At 39.8% G+C, this 19,971-nt stretch carries 23 protein-coding genes; 16 read left to right on the top strand and 7 right to left on the bottom strand.

Annotated elements, in window-relative coordinates; genetic code table 11:
* Positions 1 to 19 precede the first annotated feature (19 nt).
* Positions 20 to 445 (top strand): phosphate-starvation-inducible PsiE family protein, encoded by a 426-nt coding sequence (locus IGI67_RS09190; RefSeq protein ID WP_207109168.1) that lies wholly within the window; start codon positions 20 to 22, stop codon positions 443 to 445.
* A 68-nt stretch (positions 446 to 513) separates the two neighbouring features.
* Here IGI67_RS09190 and IGI67_RS09185 read toward each other — a convergent pair whose 3' ends face one another.
* Complete coding sequence (locus IGI67_RS09185; RefSeq protein ID WP_207109169.1) at positions 514 to 1,389, bottom strand: sulfite exporter TauE/SafE family protein; 876 nt, start codon at positions 1,387 to 1,389, stop codon at positions 514 to 516.
* Between the two features lie 120 nt (positions 1,390 to 1,509).
* Positions 1,510 to 2,376, bottom strand: coding sequence for a LysR family transcriptional regulator (locus tag IGI67_RS09180; RefSeq protein ID WP_429957494.1), 867 nt, complete (start codon positions 2,374 to 2,376; stop codon positions 1,510 to 1,512).
* A gap of 137 nt (positions 2,377 to 2,513) precedes the next feature.
* Here IGI67_RS09180 and IGI67_RS09175 point away from each other — a divergent pair, with 137 nt between their 5' ends.
* Positions 2,514 to 3,053, top strand: coding sequence for a prolyl-tRNA synthetase associated domain-containing protein (locus IGI67_RS09175; protein ID WP_429958624.1), 540 nt, complete (start codon positions 2,514 to 2,516; stop codon positions 3,051 to 3,053).
* A gap of 219 nt (positions 3,054 to 3,272) precedes the next feature.
* On the opposite strand, the gene IGI67_RS09170 is transcribed toward IGI67_RS09175, so the two are convergent.
* The 3 genes from IGI67_RS09170 to IGI67_RS09160 are packed head-to-tail and all read right to left on the bottom strand — an operon-like array spanning position 3,273 to position 6,098.
* The gene (locus IGI67_RS09170) at positions 3,273 to 4,841 is read right to left on the bottom strand and encodes an L-serine ammonia-lyase, iron-sulfur-dependent, subunit alpha (RefSeq protein WP_429957493.1); all 1,569 of its coding nucleotides are present in this window, start codon (positions 4,839 to 4,841) and stop codon (positions 3,273 to 3,275) included.
* Between the two features lie 12 nt (positions 4,842 to 4,853).
* Positions 4,854 to 5,066 carry a tautomerase family protein gene (locus IGI67_RS09165; protein WP_429957492.1) on the bottom strand — a complete coding sequence of 71 codons (213 nt, stop codon included), beginning with the start codon at positions 5,064 to 5,066 and terminating at the stop codon, positions 4,854 to 4,856.
* 45 nt (positions 5,067 to 5,111) lie between these two features.
* The gene (locus IGI67_RS09160) at positions 5,112 to 6,098 is read right to left on the bottom strand and encodes an ornithine cyclodeaminase family protein (protein WP_429957491.1); all 987 of its coding nucleotides are present in this window, start codon (positions 6,096 to 6,098) and stop codon (positions 5,112 to 5,114) included.
* Positions 6,099 to 6,244: 146 nt separating this feature from the next.
* On the opposite strand from IGI67_RS09160, the gene IGI67_RS09155 reads away from it, so the two are divergent.
* The 12 genes from IGI67_RS09155 to IGI67_RS09100 all read left to right on the top strand — a co-directional run bounded on the left by IGI67_RS09155 (position 6,245) and on the right by IGI67_RS09100 (position 16,444).
* Positions 6,245 to 7,171 (top strand): FAD:protein FMN transferase, encoded by a 927-nt coding sequence (locus IGI67_RS09155; protein WP_429957490.1) that lies wholly within the window; start codon positions 6,245 to 6,247, stop codon positions 7,169 to 7,171.
* Between the two features lie 434 nt (positions 7,172 to 7,605).
* Positions 7,606 to 8,094, top strand: coding sequence for a rhodanese-like domain-containing protein (locus IGI67_RS09150; RefSeq protein WP_207109175.1), 489 nt, complete (start codon positions 7,606 to 7,608; stop codon positions 8,092 to 8,094).
* A 450-nt stretch (positions 8,095 to 8,544) separates the two neighbouring features.
* Entirely contained in the window at positions 8,545 to 10,377 is a 1,833-nt protein-coding gene (locus IGI67_RS09145) for a DUF4365 domain-containing protein (protein ID WP_429957489.1), read from the top strand.
* Between the two features lie 614 nt (positions 10,378 to 10,991).
* Positions 10,992 to 11,288 (top strand): WXG100 family type VII secretion target, encoded by a 297-nt coding sequence (locus IGI67_RS09140; protein WP_010742512.1) that lies wholly within the window; start codon positions 10,992 to 10,994, stop codon positions 11,286 to 11,288.
* Positions 11,289 to 11,351: 63 nt separating this feature from the next.
* A complete protein-coding gene (locus IGI67_RS09135; RefSeq protein ID WP_207110360.1) occupies positions 11,352 to 11,630 on the top strand; it encodes a TIGR04197 family type VII secretion effector in 279 nt (92 codons plus the stop codon).
* Complete coding sequence (locus tag IGI67_RS09130; RefSeq protein ID WP_429957488.1) at positions 11,630 to 11,989, top strand: DUF3958 family protein; 360 nt, start codon at positions 11,630 to 11,632, stop codon at positions 11,987 to 11,989. The genes IGI67_RS09135 and IGI67_RS09130 overlap by 1 nt, the downstream gene beginning before the upstream one ends.
* Positions 11,979 to 13,535 (top strand): T7SS effector LXG polymorphic toxin, encoded by a 1,557-nt coding sequence (locus IGI67_RS09125; RefSeq protein ID WP_429957487.1) that lies wholly within the window; start codon positions 11,979 to 11,981, stop codon positions 13,533 to 13,535. The genes IGI67_RS09130 and IGI67_RS09125 overlap by 11 nt, the downstream gene beginning before the upstream one ends.
* A 1-nt stretch (position 13,536) precedes the next feature.
* Positions 13,537 to 14,136 (top strand): hypothetical protein, encoded by a 600-nt coding sequence (locus IGI67_RS09120; protein ID WP_429957486.1) that lies wholly within the window; start codon positions 13,537 to 13,539, stop codon positions 14,134 to 14,136.
* Between the two features lie 232 nt (positions 14,137 to 14,368).
* A complete protein-coding gene (locus tag IGI67_RS09115; RefSeq protein ID WP_429957485.1) occupies positions 14,369 to 14,797 on the top strand; it encodes a DNA/RNA non-specific endonuclease in 429 nt (142 codons plus the stop codon).
* 10 nt (positions 14,798 to 14,807) lie between these two features.
* Complete coding sequence (locus IGI67_RS09110) at positions 14,808 to 15,260, top strand: hypothetical protein (protein WP_429957484.1); 453 nt, start codon at positions 14,808 to 14,810, stop codon at positions 15,258 to 15,260.
* A gap of 118 nt (positions 15,261 to 15,378) precedes the next feature.
* The gene (locus IGI67_RS09105; RefSeq protein ID WP_429957483.1) at positions 15,379 to 15,720 is read left to right on the top strand and encodes a DUF2185 domain-containing protein; all 342 of its coding nucleotides are present in this window, start codon (positions 15,379 to 15,381) and stop codon (positions 15,718 to 15,720) included.
* A gap of 181 nt (positions 15,721 to 15,901) precedes the next feature.
* Entirely contained in the window at positions 15,902 to 16,444 is a 543-nt protein-coding gene (locus IGI67_RS09100) for a hypothetical protein (protein ID WP_429957482.1), read from the top strand.
* A 177-nt stretch (positions 16,445 to 16,621) separates the two neighbouring features.
* On the opposite strand, the gene IGI67_RS09095 is transcribed toward IGI67_RS09100, so the two are convergent.
* Positions 16,622 to 17,818, bottom strand: a complete 1,197-nt coding sequence (locus IGI67_RS09095) for an IS110 family transposase (protein ID WP_207110030.1) — start codon at positions 17,816 to 17,818, stop codon at positions 16,622 to 16,624.
* 560 nt (positions 17,819 to 18,378) lie between these two features.
* Between IGI67_RS09095 and IGI67_RS09090 the strand changes: the two genes are divergently transcribed.
* Together IGI67_RS09090 and IGI67_RS09085 are read left to right on the top strand one after the other, a co-directional pair.
* Positions 18,379 to 18,864, top strand: a complete 486-nt coding sequence (locus IGI67_RS09090; protein WP_429957481.1) for a hypothetical protein — start codon at positions 18,379 to 18,381, stop codon at positions 18,862 to 18,864.
* 192 nt (positions 18,865 to 19,056) lie between these two features.
* Positions 19,057 to 19,536, top strand: coding sequence for a hypothetical protein (locus tag IGI67_RS09085; RefSeq protein WP_429957480.1), 480 nt, complete (start codon positions 19,057 to 19,059; stop codon positions 19,534 to 19,536).
* A 261-nt stretch (positions 19,537 to 19,797) separates the two neighbouring features.
* Here the strand turns inward: IGI67_RS09085 and IGI67_RS09080 are convergent, their stop codons facing one another.
* Positions 19,798 to 19,890 carry a type I toxin-antitoxin system Fst family toxin gene (locus tag IGI67_RS09080; RefSeq protein ID WP_178981148.1) on the bottom strand — a complete coding sequence of 31 codons (93 nt, stop codon included), beginning with the start codon at positions 19,888 to 19,890 and terminating at the stop codon, positions 19,798 to 19,800.
* Between the last annotated feature and the right edge of the window lie 81 nt (positions 19,891 to 19,971).

Raw genomic sequence — 19,971 nt, 5'->3', positions numbered from 1 at the left:
ATCGAATGGAGGAGACGCGATGAAAGAAAATTACTTTTTAAAATTTGAAAAGGCGATCAGCACGATCGTTGATATTTTATTGGCTTTATTGATAATCGTCGTAGTGATCGTTATGGGCGAGGGAATCTTCAATATTGTTTTGCATGTCATCCCATTAAACAATGTTTCCGAGCTGACCCTATTGATCGAGGAAATCGCGACACTCTTTATTCTGTTAGAAGTCATTTTGATGCTGCTGCGCTATATCAAGGAAGGGCATCATATTCCGGTACGCTACTTGATTTTGATCAGTATCACGGCAATCCTGCGGGAGCTGCTATTGGCTCATGGCAATGGAACCAATTCTCTGCTGCTATCGATCTCCATTTTGGTTCTAGTGGGTGTTTTATTCATCTTGGAAAAGGTCAAGGCCTTTCATAAGGGTGAAGGCAGGATGGAAAAATAAAGAAGGACTCCGTACCAGAATTCTGGTATAGAGTCCTTCTTTAATGCTTCAACGTAACTAAAAATTCATTACGCTGTTGCAGTTTTGCGTGATTTCAGAATGTATTGAATACCGGTATAAAAAATAATGACAATAACTAAATAAGTGACCATTGAAATGTCTAAGTTCATCAAGAATTGAGAAGCGATGATAACGCCGGGAATACCACCGATCGTGATCGCTAACGCAATTTTTCTAGAATAGGCTTTTTCACGAATAAAGTTGATACTTGCGACTGGTTGAAGTCCCGCACATGAACACATCATGATTGGAAAAGCAGCGAGGGGTGTCATTCCCAGCATGTAGACCATTGCCATACAAGGTGCGTACAAACCAACACCGACTGTCATCAACGCACCAAATAAGAAATTACCGATGATTCCGACAACTAGTTTCGCACCAGTTAATCCCATTGCAGTATTTCCTTTACCTAATAATGCGATCACTTCAGTTTGACGCAACAGCATCAAAACAGCGGTGATCAGGAGCGCCCAGCCGATCCATTTCTGAACGGCCGTTTCCGATAATTTTGTCACGAATTTAGAGCCGAACCAAGAGCCGACGATCGCCGCCAAAATCAAGGATACTAACGTCAGCGCATCTACTTTGATAACTGTGACGAAAATCACAGCTTCAGTCAATACAGGGATCGCATGTCCAACATTTAAAATCCCCGGTAATTTTCGGTCATCATTGTTTTGCTTTGTGATGTTCAACATCATCGTGGTCAGTGCAAAACTCCCAATTCCGATCGTGTCCGCAAAGTCAGCGATAAATCCAATGATCCCGCTGATCAGCCAATTTCCTGGTCCTAAATCATCCCGATGGGTCACAACATCGCGTACAAGCATGATTGCTTGAAAGATCATCAGACCAATCAAAACATAAAAAATAATCTGTGCCATAAGTCCTCCCGTGGGTCTTTTTTTTTATAATTATAACAATAAACAAAAAGGAAAAACCACAAAATTTGAAATTTTTGTGATTCATTGAACTATTAAGGCGGAAAATAAGCCCTTAATAGTTCAACATTCAAGAAAATTTTTGAGAAATTCTCGGCTGGCTAAAGAGAGCAGCGATTTGTTGCGGTAGAGAATGCCAACTTTCCGATAGACTGGCGCAGCTAATGGCCGGGTTTCGACCTGATAAGCGATCCGCTGCAGGATCAGGCTTGGCAAAATGCTGATTCCTAAGCCTTTTTCGACCATCGCTAAAATCGAATAATCATCCCATGTCCGAAATTTGATCTGCGGCTGAACCTGAGCCGCAGCCAGCAGCTCAGTAATATCTGAAGTGCCTTCGCGTTCCAAAAGAATGAAGGGCTGTCCCTCTAAGTCCGTTACACTGATGTGCTCTTTAGCTAAAAAAGGATGCCCCTTTGGCAAAACGACCAGCTGTTCATCGTCATGCAGAAATGATTCCTCCAAATCATGGGCAGCCGGCAAGCGGGAAAAGCCAAAATCAATGCGGCCATCGACAATCCATTGCTCGATCTCCTCATAGTCGCCCAGCAATAATTCAAAATCAATTTTGGGATAATCTGTTTGAAAGCTTTTGATCGCCTCCGGCAGCCAATGAGTAGCGACACTGGAGAAGGTCCCGATACGAATCAAGCCAGTATCTAAATGCCCGAGCTCTGCCAGCTGGTTTTGCAGAGTTTGGTATTTTTCTGCCAGCTCTTTAGCGTAGGGCAAAACATTCATTCCGTCAGAGGTCAGTCGAAGGCCCGCTCGATTTCGTTCCAGCAGAGTGATTCCCCATTCCTGTTCAAGATCATTGATCATTCGGCTGATGCCGGATTGGGAATAATTTAAAATCTTTGCCGCTTTGGTAAAGCTGCCTAATTCAACGGTCTTTACAAAGGCGATGTATTTCTGAATGTTCATATCCATAACGGCTGCTCCTTGCATCTGTTTTCGTCATGTTTAACATGATAAAAATTCGTTTTTGTAATCTATGATTCTATGATAAATTACTGCTAATAGTTATTCAACAGCAAACAGACAAATGAAGAATAGGAATGAGTAAAATGGTTTTAGTAAGTGACGCTTATACAACAATACCAGCGACTTTTGAGACGCCGCTGCAGGAAAAGGTTTATCAAACCCTGCAAGAATTGGACATGGCTTTTCAACGAGTGGAGACAGACGAAGTCATTACGATGGAGGATTGCCAGCAGATCAATGAACGATTAGATATGGAAATGGTGAAGACACTATTCTTATGTAATCGCCAAAAAACGAATTTTTATCTATTCGTGACCTGCGGTGATAAGCCCTTTAAATCTAAGGAATTCAGCCAAGCCTTAGAGATTGCCCGAGTTTCTTTTGCATCGGCAGAGCAGATGGCCTCGATGCTGGGAACAAAGATCGGTGCGGCGACTATTTTCAGCGGCTTGCTGAAGGAGGCGGATAAGGTCCAGCTCGTTTTGGATAAGGCGGTTTGTGAGCAGGAATATTATGGCTGCAGCGATGGCACGACAACCGGTTATTTGAAGCTGAAGACCGAAGATGTGCTGCAGAAATTTTTACCTTATGTAAAACGGCAGCCGAAGATTATAGAGGTGTAAGACGGCAATCTATTGAAAGCAACAATTAAATCGGTATGTGAGCAGAGACGCTTATATGCTGATTTTTTCGTTGCTGCTTGCCAGTTCTTAAACGTTTAGCCAAGCTTTGTTGCAGCTAAGTTAGTCGTGACTAAGTTCTTTGCTAAACGTACAAAAAACAAAACAACGTCGCAGCTATTCACCCTAAAAGGAAATAGCTGTGACGTTTATTTATCTTAGCTAGCAGCAATCCAACGGACAGCCTAAGCGTTCGGCGATCGCTAGACCGGATGGTGTTTGAGCCAATCCGGCATGCCCGGTACAGCGTAATTCAGGCGGGATCATTCGACCGACCTTGTTAAAGCTTTCGATCGTCTCATCTAATGGAACGACCACATCATAGCCGGCCAATGCCATGTTGGCAGCGCCAAGCGCATTCATGCCGCACATCATATTCTTCCCAAGACAAGGAACCTCTACACGCACACCGATCGGATCACAAACCATACCGAAAATATTTTGCAGGGCCATTGAAGCAGCATCGACAGCCTCTTCGATCGTGCCGCCCATTAGTTGGACCAACGCACCTGCGGTCATTCCTGCTCCTGAGCCGCATTCGGCCTGACAGCCGGCGACCTCTGCGGCAAACGTGGCATATTCAGCGATGAAGACACCGATCATTCCGGCGGCTAACAATGCTCGAACTAAGTCGTCGTGAGATTTTTTCTGGTAATCGCTGACTGCGATCAAGGTACCCGGTAATGCGCCGCAGGAGCCTGCGGTGGGTGCCGCGACAAAGACATTCATCGAGCTTTTGACTTCCATCAAAGCAGAGATGTTTTCGATGATTTTTGCCGGCAGGTCATTACCGATTAATTTTTTTCGATTCACTTGGATTTTTGGAGCCTGAGAGCCCAACATCCGATCGTCATAGGAGGTACCTGCCAGACCGACCTTGATCCCATTTTCCATGATCTCAAGAATCGCTTCGGCCTTTTTGTAGACCTCTTCTTCGGAAATACTGCCGCGATGGCTTTCGTAGCGCAGGGCCATATCGGCTAAATCCAGCTGTTCCTTTTTCGCCAATGCAATCATCTCTTCAGCGGTTGAAAAAAGCATCTCCGGTTCTTTTTGCGACATGACTGGCAGCACAGGATCAAAGGCAATGAAACGCTCGACCGTCATCTGCTCATTCAACCAAGTCCTCTCACTGTCTGGAATGGCCTGTTGCGTTTTGAGATGCAGCAGGGTTTTGCCAGCCTGCTGTTTAACGACTGCAGAGCAAAGCTTACTGATTTTTTCAGACAAATCCGCTTCCGTTACCTTCAGCTCATCACCGAAGAGCAGTGTTTCATAAAAGCCGCCAGTGACTTCGACCGCAAAATGGTTGATCTGTGGAATCTCGATCATTCCGCCGCCGACAGAAAGAGCAACGACCTCCAGCTCCTCGCCAAGATCGGTTTTGATCGTCATCTTATAGGTATTGGGATGATCGTTTTCATAAGGAACAATGCGGAAAACAATCTCCATGCCGTCGTCTTCGGCAATAGCGATCGCACGAGTGAGACGGCTATCGGTGGGGTCCATCCCCAGCAAACCGCCAACTAAACCGATGTCGGAGCATTGTGTGATGTAGCTTGCCGCCAAAGAGCCCTCTGGGTCAAAGTCAGCCTGAAAATAAGTGATTTTCCCAGCAACCATTTGACGCAAAGCACGACCGATCCGGACAGAAGCAGCAGTATGAGAACTTGAAGGCCCGATCATTACCGGACCTAGTACATCATTGAAAATACTCGCATGTTCTTTCATTCGTGCTCCCCCTTAGAAATCCGCTTCGATATACACATCTTCACCCGCAATTTCATCATCGATCACGTCTTTCCATTTCTCTGGTTCGATTTCTTTGAAGGAAACGGACACGACGTTTGGTTCGCAGCCCAGCTCCTTTACGACAAAAGCCTGCAGCTTGTCCGCAAACTCCTGTTTCACTTCTTTTGACCGACCTGGATATAATCTGACTGATAAATGTGGCATGAATAACTCCTCCTGTTCATTTTTTTCGTTTATGATGCTAATACATTAATTCCACTCTGTTCCAACTTTTTCTTCAAGAGCACGTTCATAGATTTTTTGAGCAGTGACCAAATCCTGTGCACCGATCCCAACAGTTTTGAAGACGATGATCTCTTCGTCATTTTCACGACCGCCGATTTTGCCCATTAATACTTCACCGATATCACCAGTGAAGTCGTCTTTGGTAATCGTGCCGTCTTCTAGCGGAATCAAAATGTCGCCCGCTTCGGAAAGCACCGCTTCCTCTGAATCAAAATAAATCTTGCTTGCTCGTTCTAAAATCACCGGGTCCATTTCCTGCATATGCGGCTGATAAGAGCCGACACAGCTGACTGTCGCACCCGCTTTGACCTTGCTGCCATCAAAAACAGGAGAGGTGGCAGGTGTAACGGTGATGATCAAATCCGCATCGCTGATAGCTTCATCAGATGTTGCTGCTGGTAAAATCTGCGTACCGTAGTCCTTCAGCTCTTCATTCATTTGCGCAGAGAACACTTTCGTCCGTTCTGGATTCTGATCAAAAACATAGACCGTCTCCAAATCACGAGCGCAGATCATCGCTTCCAATTGAGCTGCAGCCTGTCCGCCAGTTCCGATCAATGCGCCTTTTTTAGCCTCCTTGCGGCCTAAAATATCAAAAGCGACACCTGAAGCAGCTCCCGTTCGGAATTGGGTAACTGTTACGCCATCTAGCAGGGCATTCACATAACCAGTCTTGCCGTCCACCAGCAGAACCTGCGCAGGAGCCGATGATAGCCCTTTGTCGATATTGTCTGGGAAAATATTGATGATCTTTAAGGCTGCCGCATCCAAATCAGGCACGTAGGAAGGCATGAATAGGAAGGTGCCGTTTTGTTTTTCGGAAACGATTTGTGTACGCAAAGGCACCTCCGTTTTGTCTTCACTAAATAGCTGAAAGGCTGTTTTGTCCGCTTCGATGGCGTCCTTCATAGTAAAAATTTGTTTGATGTTCTCACGAGATAAAAGTAGCATAGTATCCTCCTTCACGACTTTTCTTTCACAATTAAAAGTATAAGCGATTACATGAACGGTTTCAAAGCAATTCCAGAATTTCTCCTTTTGTTCTGATCAGAAATCTATTAAGCTGATTAATAAGAGATCAGGAAAGGAACAGGCACATGAGCGAAAGAACACTGCACTTAATGGGAACCGTCATCAAGCTTTGGCTCCAGCATCCGAAAGCGGAGGCGTTATTGGATGAAGCAGAGGAGCGGCTGCGGGACTTTGAACAGCGCTTCAGCGCCAACGCAGAAGACTCTGAACTAATGAAGATCAATCATCAAGCAGGGATCGCGCCGGTCAAGGTGGATGAGGAGTTATTTGAACTGATAACAATCGGCAAAGAACAAAGTCTGATAGCAGACAGCGCATTGAATATTGCGATCGGTCCCTTGATCCAGGAATGGCGAGTCGGTTTTCAGGATGCGAACTATCCTTCTGCGGAAAAAATCCAAGAGCTGCTTCCTTTGATTGATCCGTCAGCGATTCAATTAGACGAGGAGCAGCGGACAGTCTATTTAGAGCAAGCAGGTATGGCAATCGACCTGGGGGCATTGGCAAAGGGCTACTTTGCGGATAAGATCATCGCGTATTTCAAAGCAGCCGAAGCCGAAGCCGCCTTCATTGATCTTGGCGGAAATGTGCTGACCTATGGACCAGCCCCGCAGCGAGCAGAGGGCCGCTGGCGCATTGGTATTCAAAATCCCTTCCTGCCGCGAGGAAATTACGTCGCTGTAGTAAAAGCACAGAATGAATCCATCGTGACCTCTGGCATCTACGAACGAAAATTTGAATGGCAGGGGCAGACCTACCATCATATTTTCGACAGCCGGACAGGTTACCCGATGCAAACCGATTTAGCCAGCTTGACGATCGTTTCTGAAAAATCCTTAGACGGTGAAATATGGACCACACGGTTATTTGGAAAGAATGCCCGCGAAGCTTTAGCCGAGCTTAATCAGCTTGAAGGAATCGATGGGATCATCATTACTACCGACCAGCAGATGGCCTATAGCTCTGGCTTGAAGGAGAAAATCGACCTCTGATGGACAGGCATGAGAAGCAGCGCTCATGTCTTTTTTTTATTGGAAATTTCTGTGATTTTATCCAATCTTTCTAATCAATGTAAAATATTTCACAATGTTCTGTCCTATTTTCCAAATGTTATTGAAAAAGCGTTTTCTTTTCTATATACTTTGGGAGGAGATAACCCTTATATTGTGCGCAGGAGGTGGAAGAAATGGCAAAACGACTATGACTATGAGGCCAAATTTTACTTAGAGTCTCTAAGCGAGTGTATTTAGCATTCTTTCCCTCAAACAATCTATTTGTGTGATTTAAAACACAACCCGACGCTCTTACAGCATACATACAAAGCGTGTATGTCTATTTGTGCGGTAATTTTTTGATGGATGGAAAGCTAAAGCTCATCAAGCAAGTAATCCACACAAAAAATGAAACCGAAAGAAGGATTTAAACAATGAAAAAACGAATGAGTGCCTTATTGATCGCTTTAGCAATGCTTGCATTAGTATTGACAGGCTGTTCAGGAAACGATGACAAGAAAGAAGAAAAGAAAGACCGTGCGGAAGCCGATATCGAATGGCAAATGATCTCACCTGAAGATATGAAAAAAGTAGTTGAGACAGAGGATTCAACCGATTATCAAATCATTGATATTCAGCCAGAAGCCGACTACGACAAAGGGCATTTACCAAATTCGATCAGTGTCCCTGCCTATCCAGTAGATACGGAGGAATTAGAGAAGCTTGTCGTTGACAGCGCGGATGATTTCAAAGAAGGCGACAATCCAATCTATGTTGTATGCCCAGGCGGCGGTGGCGGTGCCAAACGGACGATTTCGCTGTTGATTGATGAAGGAATCGATGAGTCACGCCTGTTCATCGTTGAAAACGGTGCGAAGAAATGGCCATATAAAGACGACAGCAAGCTTTGGGTGACCGATTAATAATGGAATTTCAAGGAGCTTTCCTAATGGGAGAGCTTCTTTTTTGCCTGCATTTCCCTTCAATGAACAGGCGTGATAGATAGAATAGGAAGACCATAGAGATGAAGTCGTCCATTTCTATGGCCTTCTTTACTGCTTTCCAATCAATCTCCATAGATCTTCTACATCATGAAAAATGAACGGCCCAAGCCGATATTAAGCTCCAGATAACAGAATAAATATAGAAATAAGGTGAGTTATCTTGGAATGCACGACTTCGGTATTATTTGTTATGAAATAATGAGTTGCAGATGTATATTTGTTTGCTCTATATAGGGGAGACACAGGATTTTATAGTTATATATAGCATTTACTTAAGTTATAAAAAATGTTATTTTGTTAATGGGGATAATTAGCTGGAAAAGAATATCGATCCTTAATGAAACGGTATGAAGTAAGAGGTGGAAATCGTTGTTAGTAGAAATGAAAGCTATACCAACCATTGAAGATCCGGTTGCGTTATTAGATACTCGTCTATCAAAGCTCTGTACAGTGAACAAGCTGCAGGACAGCTTTGGTATTGATTTTTTATGCCTGTATACATCAGAGGAAGAAACAGAAGGAAAAGAATTTTTCGTTCAATACAAAGCGGCGAAGAAGATAGCGGAGGACGAAGAAGCATTTTTGTTGCAGCTGGATACATCGACGGTACGGCGTTGGTTCAAGAAAAGGTGCGTAACCTTTTTATTTTACGTTGATCCTGAAAATAGGGCGATTTATTGGGTCGATCCTTTTGAACAGCTGTTTAAACGAGTTCGGGAGTTATCTAAAAAACATGAATCAATCGTACTCGCCATGCCAAAAACGAATCTGCTGCAAGCAGGACAAAAGCTGCCTAAAGCCTTTTTAGAACGTATTTACCGATTTGATCATTACCTGTTCACAGGAGCTATAGAAAGGATAAACATGGATATCGAGACTTTTTCTAAAGAAGAATATTTTTCAGACGAATTGATCGTTGAAGAGACGGAGGACTTTATAGAGATCAACTATAAAAATGTTCAGCTAAACGCCTCGTATCCTGATCAGTCTGGTTTAGAAGGAAAGGGAAACTGCTGCATTCGTTTCACACGGCAGCAGGAAAATAATGAAGACGGCATCCAGTTTTCCCATAAGGAAATATTAGATTTGTTTTATTTCGGAAAAGAGACGGAAGCAAAGCTGGGAATGCGGAAGTTCATTAAGCTATATCTGGAGGAGCTGGATCAATACTTTGCTGATTTCGGCAACAGTATTGCTTATTTGTATCCGAATGAAGTAGAGGAATTATGCGCAGTCGTCGATATATTCATCGGAAAATACGTCGAGAAAATCACTGCTTTTCTAAAAAAATTAGAGTCCTTTGCCTTTGAACCCTATCGCGGAAGCCATAGGAATTTTAAATTGATGCAGCTTGATATAGACTTGTGGGACCGCATTCGGGAACATGTGAAGCAATACCAAACAAGCAACGGCTCCTATGATGACGGATATATCTTTACCCCGTTTGAAGACAATAATCGTATTGGGCTAGAAGACGAGCAAGGCAGAGAGCTGTTCAATGTTTATGGAAGCTATGAACAATCACCCGCTGATCGTGAAAAGCTGGTTGTAAATGTGATCTGGGAATATATCGATTATTCAGAAGATAGCGAGAAGCCGGATCAGCCCTACAATGTCGCGGATACCTACGCATTTTTTATCAACGATCTGCTGCCTAAGTTCCTTACCAATGAATTTACTGTCAGGAAGAAAAGACTCTTCGGAACAAAGCTGATCAAAGTGTACAAAACGCTGACCAAAGAAGAAATCGAAAAGAAAATCTTTGTTCCAAAATACAAACTCACGCAATATCCAAACAGCAATTCTGAGCTGGCAAGTACCTTCTATTACTTGTCGGAGTATATGAAAGAGAAGGATTTCTACTCGATAACACCTAGCTCCTTTGAAGACCTGCTGCAGAACTTTGATCGCTTGGTTCAAGCGGAACTATCAATCGGCGGTCAATCTGTCAAGGCTTGGTACCAAAAGAAGAAGAATGACTTGCTGGAAGATCTGACCCAAATACAACAAGGACAGGAAAAAGAACCCCTTAGCGAGGGCTACTTTTTGGCAAATATCTTCAGCAACCTACAGGTGATCGTCCGACAGTATAAAGGCTCCTTTGATGGAAAAAGAATTCGCGAAAGCGAGCTGCTTAAGGATTTTTCCGCGATAATCGCTGATTACAATGAAGATCGGTTGATCCGATTGCTGATTAGCTGATGGAGGTCATTAAAAATACTTCAATGTTAACACCTGCGACTAAAAATCGCAGGTGTATTTGTTATAGGCTTCAAAACTACAAGCTGTGGCTGTGGTTTAGAAGAGCTTTTAGTGATGGGGCTCAAGGTGAAGGGGGAAGAAGGTGTAAGTAGTCGATTGTTTTTATCCCTAAGCACCGCAGACAACTATTTCATCGAGTGGCTTGAGTCGTTCATTTAATACTATATAAATAGTATTTTGAAATATTTAAAACAGCCGTCAAAAATGTGCTCTATTGAATCTATAAATACGATGCCTCTTCACTTTTCGTTAACGAATGATTTCTTGATTTTTTCTTAAAATTAAGTAATAAGTAGTACCGTTCAGGGTCGAAATTTAACCATTTGAGATTTTAAATAATTTTATTTGTGATTTTAGATTCTCTTTTATATCAAAATATGATATTTTTAGTGAAGTAATCGATAATGATTATAAAGTGTTTCTATTCGCTTGGGTTTCTAATAAGAAAAATAATGCTGGATGCATCACTTAGAAGCTAAGTTAAGTAGAGAACACGCATTATCTGATTAAGCAATCGATGTAAAAATCATTTATATTTTAGGAGGAATTTTCAAATGGCAGGAGCAATTACAGTCACACCCGAACAGCTGAAATCACAGGCGAAGGTTTACCAACAGGCCTCCGCACAAATTGAGGATGCGATCCGCAAGGTCAATTCCATGAACCAAACGATCTCACAACAGTGGCAAGGGGAAGCATTCCGCGCTTACTTGGAACAATATAACCAGTTAGAAGGCAACGTGAAACAAATGGAAGAATTGCTGGAAAGCATCCACGGACAATTGAACAAATATGCGGACACTGTGGCAGAACGTGACCGCCAAGATGCTGGATCATTCGGCTTAAACTAATAGAAAAACAGAGCATCAGTACATCGTGTGCTGGTGCTTTTTTCAAAAGGAGAAAAGAAGGAAATGGCAGTAAAAAGTAATCTAGGCGTGGCGCAACAACGAGCGAGTGCGCTAAAAAGTGCGGCAGACAGCCTGACCTCTGGCGGTGTAGCGACAAGTGATTCGCAAACAACCGTCGCAGGAAATGAATCAGCCCAAAAAGCGGTGAAGTCAACCATCAATGGCGTAAAAAAGGTGATGGCAGCCGTCAACAGCGCCTCAAGCAATATCAACAGTGTGGCGAAGAACTTTGAAGCGATCGACCAAGCAGGAAAAGAACTATTTACAAGGAAGAAAATCTAATGAGTGAACAACGATTAGAGGATATTAAACGTGAACAAAAAAGCCTCACGAAAAAGCAAGAAGAGCTGTATGAACGCCAACGCTCAGTAGATCGCTTGAATGATGGTATCGGCACGTATTTCAGGCAGACGCAACAACTACTACAAAAAACAAGGGAAACCTTCCGAAAGAACGATGGCGGTCGTGATTTCGATGAATTGTATTCTTTCTTTTCCCGGGATGCTGGAAAGACGATGGAAGCACTAGGAGAAGAAAAACGAGAAATCAGACGGACGCAACAATTGCTGGAAGAGCAAGAACAAACATTGATCAAAGAGAAAAAGATGATCCATAGCAAGGAGAAACCCAATGAACATTGATATGTATGTCGGCAGTTCGCAAGCACAGGCGAGCAGTGTCAAAGCGATGTGTCAAAAACAAATCCAAGGCTACCAACAGCTGCAGCAGGCGATCAATCAATTTGTCATGAGCAGTGGCGAATTACAGGGAAAAACATACGATTCAGCGAAACAATACTTTTCGGCTGTTTTACAGCCCTTGGCCAAAGGCGGGATGCTTTTAGCGGAGGCAACCGCAAAAGCGTGTCAGAAGTTTCCAGATGACTATCAATCGCAAGTCGATAGTGGGGACTTGAAATCATCCGAGTTAGAAGAACAGATTCAACAGTATCAAAAAGGGATTGATACAGCGAATGCGATCATTCAAGCGCTCTCAGCTACCCCGGAGATGGGAGTGCTAATGAAAGCAGTGTTGAGGGGCGTTAAGGATGTAAAAGAAGGGCAAGAAAAAGCGAAGAAGAAATTAGACAAGAAATTGAAAAAACTAAAAGCATTTCATGCTTCTTCACCATCAATCTTTTCAGAGATTGCTTCACTAGAATCAGCAATTAATACGGGAGCAGCCCAAGCAGCTACTTGTTGGAATGGGAGTACAGGGACGTTTAGTGTGCCGAGGCAAGAAGAAATGACTTGGGTTAGTGAGATTAACGGATATGAAGATCGAGCAAAAAAACAGGCAGAAAAAGAAAAAATGAAAGAACTAGAGAAATATAATATCTATGCAGTTCCGTGTCGAGATTCTGATGGAAAACCGACAGTAATGTGGCTGTTGGAAGATCCAAAATCGGGAAGAAAAGTGAATAATCCAGAACTTTTGGAATTTCTAAATATGAAGGGAGCCAAGCTTGATCCTAACATGTTCCAAATCCTTACCCTTGATGGATTTGAAGAAAAAGTTGCTGGTAGTTGGCGTAAAGGGGTAGAATATTTTTCTGGGAAAGAATACACTGGATTACAGAAGATTGGTGTGCAGGGACTTCAGGGTATACAGGATTTTGCGGAGTCAGATTACGCCGAATTGTTGCGACTAATGGGATTTGCTTATGGAATCTATCGAATTACTACGGCGAATGGACCAATAGAGGTGGAAGTAAAACCCAAGGTTAATGTGGTATCCAATAAGAAGTTTAAGAATGCAACACTAGTGAATGGTAAAAATGTTGGTGGGTATAAGAAAGTCAGCGGGTCTGGTGTTCCAAAGAACTCAAAAAATAGTGCCCAATATCAACAATATAAAAATGAGTTAATGGAAGGTGATATACTCGAAAACTCTAAACCTATTATATCTGGTTCAGATTTAAAAGATCCTAAGGTAATTTCTGAACTTACTAAGAATGGGAGTACCATGTCAGACTGGGCAAAGATGGAGTCAACATATAGTTATGAAACGTCAATGGGGAAAGGAAAGATTCACTATTATAAGAATTTGAAAACTGGTGAAATTAGTTTTTATGATGTGAAAATGAAAGTACCAATTCCTAAAGACCTTAAAATTAGGAATGGACTTACTGATGATTTTTGGATTATAGATTTGGATAATAATTTTATACCAAAGGGGGTTAGGTAATATGATTGTAAAAGTAATTTCTAACAAAGAAAATAGGGATATTACTCTTAATAAACTCTATCCAGTTCTTATAAAAAAAGAAGATGAAATTAGAATAGTTGATGATTTTGGAGGGTTATCAATATATGAACTTGCAGATTTTCAGATTTACAAAGAAAATATTAGTTCGTATATTAAAGATATGAATTCATTAGTTTATGAGCTAGTTGATTATCCTACTTTTTTAGAAAATTATTATAATGATGACAAAAAAGCTAGAAATGATGTAGAGAAGAGCCGATCAAACATCTTTGAAGAGGATTTAAATGAGGATGAGCTTATTGAATTAATTACATCAGAAGTTTATTCAAGTGATGAAAAAATTATATTTATTGAAGTGATAGAAAATAAAATAAATGATAAATCAGTCAAGGTATTAGCTAAATATTTTCAAAATAATCACAATATAGAACCAGAAATGTTGTTGCCTATTTGTAAACTTCTATCTAAGTATCAAAATCAAGAAGTTTATGATTTGTTTTTAAGTTTTATTAGTGATGATACAATTAATAATGATGCTATGCAAAATATAATTATTGAGTATTTCAACAATTATAATTAAAAAAAGCACTTTACTATCTGATTGACGTCAGTTAGTAAAGCCTTGAATAGTAAGCTCGAACTCACTAATCAAGTTGCCAATAGCTAACAACAGCTTAATCATTACAAAAAATTTATTGTTGAAAAAAGGAAGCGATTGAGTTTGGTCGTTTCTTTTTCTACATTTAGGGTTAATTTATAGCACAGAGAAAGCCACTGGGGCTATAGATGATCTAATTATAGATGGGGCCCATTTGTCGGATGGAAAATTAAAACCTAATATTAAATATAAAACTGGTGAACATGGTTATAATTATCAAACTAATTCTAAGTGGGTAATGGAGCATGCTTCAACAGATAACTTACAATTTAAAACACATGAAGGCAGGTTGCCTCATAACCTAAAAACACCTGATAAACTACCAAGAGATCATGCAGGGTATTTGTTTGGAGATAGGTTTGGAGGTTCTGGTGAGCTAGATAATCTGGTATCACAAGCACAAAAAGTTAATTTAAGTACGTATAAAAAGCTAGAAAATACGTGGGCTAAAGCAATTGAACAGAGTAAAAAAGTTACTGTTGATATAAAGGTAAATTATGATTTTGGTTCCTTACGGTCGATTTCTTTTGAAATAAACTATACTACATATGGTATAGACTTTTATGGGTTTATACACAATTAGGAGGGAAGTTTTGACTAAAATTTTCGAAGATGAATTTATGGATGTTCAATCAGATATGGTTTCTTTAGGTTTGGAATATATTGAATCAAAAGCAGACTGCATATATATTTATGCTTCAAATGAGAATAATTCTTTAACATTCAATATTTTTTTTGAAATAAAAAGAGAAATAGCTACTACAAATGAAGTTAACCAGATATTGTCGAAGTATGGTATGAGAATAGATGATAGTGTTGATAGAAGAAGGGCAATTTTGAAATTTGGAGTAGAAGATTTAAAAAAAATTATAGCGATATGTGACAAATACAATAAACCAGCACCGACAGAAATGAAATTGATTTATAACATAAAAAATAATTCATTAGATGCGGATTATAAATATGAAAATGTTTATACTGAAACCGAGAAAGCTTCGTATGATATCTTTAATGAGTGGTTACAGCAGATAAAACAAGGTTTATAAATATTGTATGTAAAATAAAGTGATATTAGTGTAATTAATCTAGTATCACTTTATTTTGTAAAGAAGTCCCAAAAAAATAGAGCGATTTTTGTAAGAAAAGACAAGAAGGAGTTTGAAAATGCAGATAAATAATTCTGATTTTGGTGGTTTTGTTGTTTCAAAAAACGTCATAGCTGGCAAACCAATCCGATATACATTTAGAGAAAGATTATCTATAGCACAGTTAAATGGATGGAATATTTATTCTGCTTATGATGATGATGAGTACGTAAATAATTCGAATAATTTTGAAATAATTGGAGCTAGTACGATGCATAAGATCGCTCCAGTTATATTGGAAATTTTCGACGCACCATATGGCACAGATTTGTGTTGGCTATACAAAGAAAAAGTACATGTGGGTTTTTATGATTTGAAAGGTGAAACGGAACAGAGTATTGAGGAAATTCTCAAAGGATAAAACTGATTGGAATAATCTATCAATTTGAAAGCTTCACACTCCGATGGGATGAATACTATAGAATTGAAAGAACTTGGAAGGAAAAATTATTGAGTAAAAAATGATTATTATTAGGGTGTGACGTAGAGATATGAAGATCAAAGCCATACTAAATTTTCTAGTTACATGTGCAGTGTTACTGATGATATTAGCAGCATGTCAAAGCGATGAGTATATCGAAAAGATTGAGTTTAATCAGGTATATAGCTATAAAGAAGATGATGATTCTCAGAAGGAGGCATCTTTTATTAAGTTTATAGATGATAGCCATTATGTAGCTCGATTAAGTGGGTATACACCGGAAAAAAGTTTTGGTGATGGAGAATCATATGAGATCACTTTTTTAGAAGGAAGATATAAGAAATCAAATCATACGATTATCTTAGGCGAGGATTTCAAAGAGGTTAGGCTTACTTTTTCTTCGCAAGAAAACTTAGAGAAAAAGATAGTTAAATCGTATTATGAGAGGGCTAAATCCGATAAGGAGGACGGTGGTTTTTACTCATTTGAAAGGGGAAAAATACGTAAAATAGATGAGGTCTTACAATTTGAATTACAGATAGTGACAGGTGATACACCACCTAAATACACTTATGAATGGATAGAACTTAAATTAACAGACCAGAAACTTCCAAGTTCAATCAAGGAGTTTCTATCTCAATATCATGCAGAAAAAGAAACGTAGCTTTTTATAAATTAAGATTCGCTCGCCATTTAGAAAAAAATTGGAAAGATATTCGTTTCCAATATATAGACAAACTATATTAAGTCAAGCGTAATATGAAAATTTTGAATAACATAGTTTGGATGTGGTTTGAAGGCATGACAAAGAAACCCTAGGCAAAGGGAATTTTTGAAAAGATCAGTTAATAATCATTTTCTGCTCCTCATAGGGTTTATTGTCTTTCAGTAGTTGATAAATGATCCGTACCAGTTTTCTTACGACATGGCTAATAGCGACATTGTAGTGTTTTCCTTCTGCTAGTTTTTTCTGGAAGTAGACACGCATAGACGGCGACCAAATAGACATGAGCCTGGCGGACTCATGCAATGCCCAGCGTAATTGCGAAGATCCGCGTTTGACCATTCGTCCAGTTTCCGTTTGATTCATTCCAGAAGTGGAGACGGAAGGTTCTGCACCTGCATAAGCAAGCAGCTGATTCGGCGAACGAAAATTCTTAATATCCCGAATTTCGGCGAGAATGACACTCCCTAATTTAAAACCAATGCCAGGGATCGTTAAAATAGGCGAATCGATTTCACTCATTAATCGAGCAACTTCCTTCTCTGCTTTGTCTCGCATAGTTGTAAGATACTGGATGGCATCAATCGTTTGAAGGAGTTCAAATTCTAATGCGGGGGACTCTTGACCAATAGAGGCTTGCGCGAGCGCTTTGAGCTTGACCGCCTGTTCTTTTCCAAAGTGGCCCTTTGAGTGCGCTGAAATAAGATTAGTCAGCTTCGTTAAATGTGCATTTCCTAGCTTTTTAGCAGAGGGATATTCTTTTAAGATTGCATATATATAGGATTGGTGTTTCGCAGAAGAAGAACCCAAAGAAGGTGCTAGTTCTGGAAAGAGAATATCTAGAATGCGTGTGTAGTTTACTTTTTTTCGAGTACAATCCTCTTTCAATCTGGCTGTATGTCGAGTTAAATACTTCAACTCAATCATTGAAGGATTAGCACTAAATGATTGTTTATCAAAATCTGTTCGTAGTTTTCGAGCGATCGTCATGGCGTCTTTTTTATCGGTTTTGGTTTTTCGCAAGCTTTGATTTTTGGCAAATTCTTTGATTAAGTACGGATTATAGCTGTAGGTTGGGTACCCCTGCGTCCGAAGGAAGCGTAGGATATTGAAGCAATAATGACCGGTATCTTCTAAGGCGATTTGGATGTCTTCACCAGTTGTTTTCTGCAGATTGGCAAGCGTCATTTGAAGTTTTGTAAATCCTTCACGGTTGTTTTCAATCTGAAGATGACGGACAAAAATCGTTCCTTCAGTATCAATGACCGCTAAATCATGTTTGTGCTTGGCAACATCTATTCCAACGTACAACATAAGTACCACTCCTGACAGATTAAATTTACGCTGTGCTCCACTTACTCTTTGCCTATGTAACCTTGTGATCAATCAAGCGTCACGAACTGATGTCATGCGCTAACAAACTTATTAACAATTTGACAAAGAGCTGTGGCTAGAGCCTCTATTAAACAGTATTCCAAAGGAATCTGGTGGTGAATATACTAGTCCACAGCATCTAACTCAATTATAGATAAAATAACAGCTAATTAAAACGGAATAGCTGATTAATTGAGTAATTTAAATATACAAGGTGAATATCTGCTGGAGAACACATCATAGAAAATCTCGAACTTGATTGCTGAATTTTTGAGCGAATATACGCATAATGAGGAAATCGTGCGGCAGAACTGGCAAATCATTTAGATAATGGTGATGTTGAAAAGGAAAAAGAGATTTTTTATAAGGAAGTCCATAAACCTATTACAGATCCAGGTAATTTGGCTCTGCAACTGAAGGATAAGAACGACATCAAAGGGGGACAAAAAGCAGCGGATGATCTCTGGAAGATATACGAGAATGAATTGAAGGGTAAATAAATGATTAAGAAAAAAATGACTTTGTTTTTTTTGCTAGGAATGATATGTCTGACTGCAACATTCTTTTGGTATAGAAAATGGCATTATGAAACAGCAAATGCGTTCTATTTAAGTTATAAAAATGAAGCCCCCTTTTACAAGCAACAGCAGGCATTTATGAAAAGTATTAATCCGGAATTGATGAAGAAGTTAGAACTAACCTTCACAACTCAAGAAAAAAGCAGTATTTTATATGCTGTTACAACAATTGAGAATGATAAAGAATATACCTTTTTCCCAAATATGGAAAGTGGAGAGGTAAACGTAGCGATATATAAGAAAGGCACATCAGAAAATTTATGCTCATTTGCGTTAAATAAAAAAATGAAATCAAAATTTGGAGCAAGTGGTACTGATAAGAAAAATTTTGATTATTACGAAGATGAAGCAGTGAGAATTTATAAAGATATCTTTAAAGCAGTATATGAAAACTGGGAAATTCAATAAATATTTATTACTGATTGAAATCACAACCTAATTTATCTATGAGCCAAGTAGTGAACCAATATTCAAAAGATTTGCAAAATAGTGGAAATAGGGCTGGGGAGATAGCAAAACATTTAGGTAATGGTGATGTTGAGAAAGGAAAATAGATATTTTATTTGAAAGCTTTATGAACGAGAACTGAAAGGTAAATGGATGAAAAAAAGGAAAATTGTTCTGAACATTTTCTTCTTATTTCTAGGAGGATTTCTAGGATATAGAAAATGGCATTATGAGAGTGCGAATGCTTTCTATCTGAGTCATAAACAAGGGGAATCCTTATATAAACAGCAGAGAGCTCTTGTAAAGAGTGTTAATCCGGAAGTTATGAAGGAATTAGGAATTGAAGTGTTTTACAAAGCGAGAAGTTCTGACTTATATACAATGACAAAGATAGAAGATGGTATTTCTTATTCATTTACTCCACATATTGAAGGAGGAAGTACAACTGTAGCATTGTTTAATGCGGATAGTAATGAGCGAGTATGTAGTTTTTGGTTTGAGAAAAATTTGGATAAGACTGGAGTAATCTATACTGAAGTAACTAATGATCAAACGATAGCTTATAAAAAAGATGCGATAAGAATCTATAAACAAATATTTGAAGAAATATATGAAAACTGGGAAATTCAATAGGTGTTAATTACTGATTGAAATTATCACTTGCCAATAGCTAACAAAAAGCTAGCTGTATTTATGGTAGAAAAACTTAAGTATAACTCTAAACTTCATTTCAGGAATGTTTTTCTTCCTTCCTAGCGAACGGAGAGAAAGCATAATACCATTTCAAAAATCTAGATAAATGAAACGCTAATCATCAATAAAGCCTGATTTATGGGCAATCCAAAGAGACACCCTTGCGATCAAAGATCGCAGGGGTGATTTATCGTTCAGTTGTCATGGATCATGCCCACTCAACCAATGGTTGACGAGGGCGATGATCAGCCCCACAAAGAGCGGAGCGAGGACATATCGAATCAGCTCGCTCAAGGTGCATCACCTCCTCTCAAAAGTGGAGGCCGACGACAGACATGAGCGGGTATACCTACGCAAAAGGTATTCAATTGTGAA

The organism is Enterococcus sp. AZ196 (assembly GCF_050498845.1).
Lineage (GTDB): Bacteria > Bacillota > Bacilli > Lactobacillales > Enterococcaceae > Enterococcus_A > Enterococcus_A murrayae.
Note: the sequence above shows the minus strand (reverse complement) of the source record. Positions and strands in the feature narration are given on the sequence as shown.

Excerpts from the sequence above, each read along its gene's own strand:
- IGI67_RS09190 (WP_207109168.1), top strand. The coding sequence starts at position 20 with ATGAAAGAAAATTACTTTTTAAAATTTGAAAAGGCGATCAGCACGATC.
- IGI67_RS09185 (WP_207109169.1), bottom strand. The coding sequence starts at position 1,389 with ATGGCACAGATTATTTTTTATGTTTTGATTGGTCTGATGATCTTTCAA.
- IGI67_RS09180 (WP_429957494.1), bottom strand. The coding sequence starts at position 2,376 with ATGGATATGAACATTCAGAAATACATCGCCTTTGTAAAGACCGTTGAA.
- IGI67_RS09175 (WP_429958624.1), top strand. The coding sequence starts at position 2,514 with ATGGTTTTAGTAAGTGACGCTTATACAACAATACCAGCGACTTTTGAG.
- IGI67_RS09170 (WP_429957493.1), bottom strand. The coding sequence starts at position 4,841 with ATGAAAGAACATGCGAGTATTTTCAATGATGTACTAGGTCCGGTAATG.
- IGI67_RS09165 (WP_429957492.1), bottom strand. The coding sequence starts at position 5,066 with ATGCCACATTTATCAGTCAGATTATATCCAGGTCGGTCAAAAGAAGTG.
- IGI67_RS09160 (WP_429957491.1), bottom strand. The coding sequence starts at position 6,098 with ATGCTACTTTTATCTCGTGAGAACATCAAACAAATTTTTACTATGAAG.
- IGI67_RS09155 (WP_429957490.1), top strand. The coding sequence starts at position 6,245 with ATGAGCGAAAGAACACTGCACTTAATGGGAACCGTCATCAAGCTTTGG.
- IGI67_RS09150 (WP_207109175.1), top strand. The coding sequence starts at position 7,606 with ATGAAAAAACGAATGAGTGCCTTATTGATCGCTTTAGCAATGCTTGCA.
- IGI67_RS09140 (WP_010742512.1), top strand. The coding sequence starts at position 10,992 with ATGGCAGGAGCAATTACAGTCACACCCGAACAGCTGAAATCACAGGCG.
- IGI67_RS09135 (WP_207110360.1), top strand. The coding sequence starts at position 11,352 with ATGGCAGTAAAAAGTAATCTAGGCGTGGCGCAACAACGAGCGAGTGCG.
- IGI67_RS09130 (WP_429957488.1), top strand. The coding sequence starts at position 11,630 with ATGAGTGAACAACGATTAGAGGATATTAAACGTGAACAAAAAAGCCTC.
- IGI67_RS09125 (WP_429957487.1), top strand. The coding sequence starts at position 11,979 with ATGAACATTGATATGTATGTCGGCAGTTCGCAAGCACAGGCGAGCAGT.
- IGI67_RS09120 (WP_429957486.1), top strand. The coding sequence starts at position 13,537 with ATGATTGTAAAAGTAATTTCTAACAAAGAAAATAGGGATATTACTCTT.
- IGI67_RS09105 (WP_429957483.1), top strand. The coding sequence starts at position 15,379 with ATGCAGATAAATAATTCTGATTTTGGTGGTTTTGTTGTTTCAAAAAAC.
- IGI67_RS09100 (WP_429957482.1), top strand. The coding sequence starts at position 15,902 with ATGATATTAGCAGCATGTCAAAGCGATGAGTATATCGAAAAGATTGAG.
- IGI67_RS09095 (WP_207110030.1), bottom strand. The coding sequence starts at position 17,818 with ATGTTGTACGTTGGAATAGATGTTGCCAAGCACAAACATGATTTAGCG.
- IGI67_RS09090 (WP_429957481.1), top strand. The coding sequence starts at position 18,379 with ATGATTAAGAAAAAAATGACTTTGTTTTTTTTGCTAGGAATGATATGT.
- IGI67_RS09085 (WP_429957480.1), top strand. The coding sequence starts at position 19,057 with ATGAAAAAAAGGAAAATTGTTCTGAACATTTTCTTCTTATTTCTAGGA.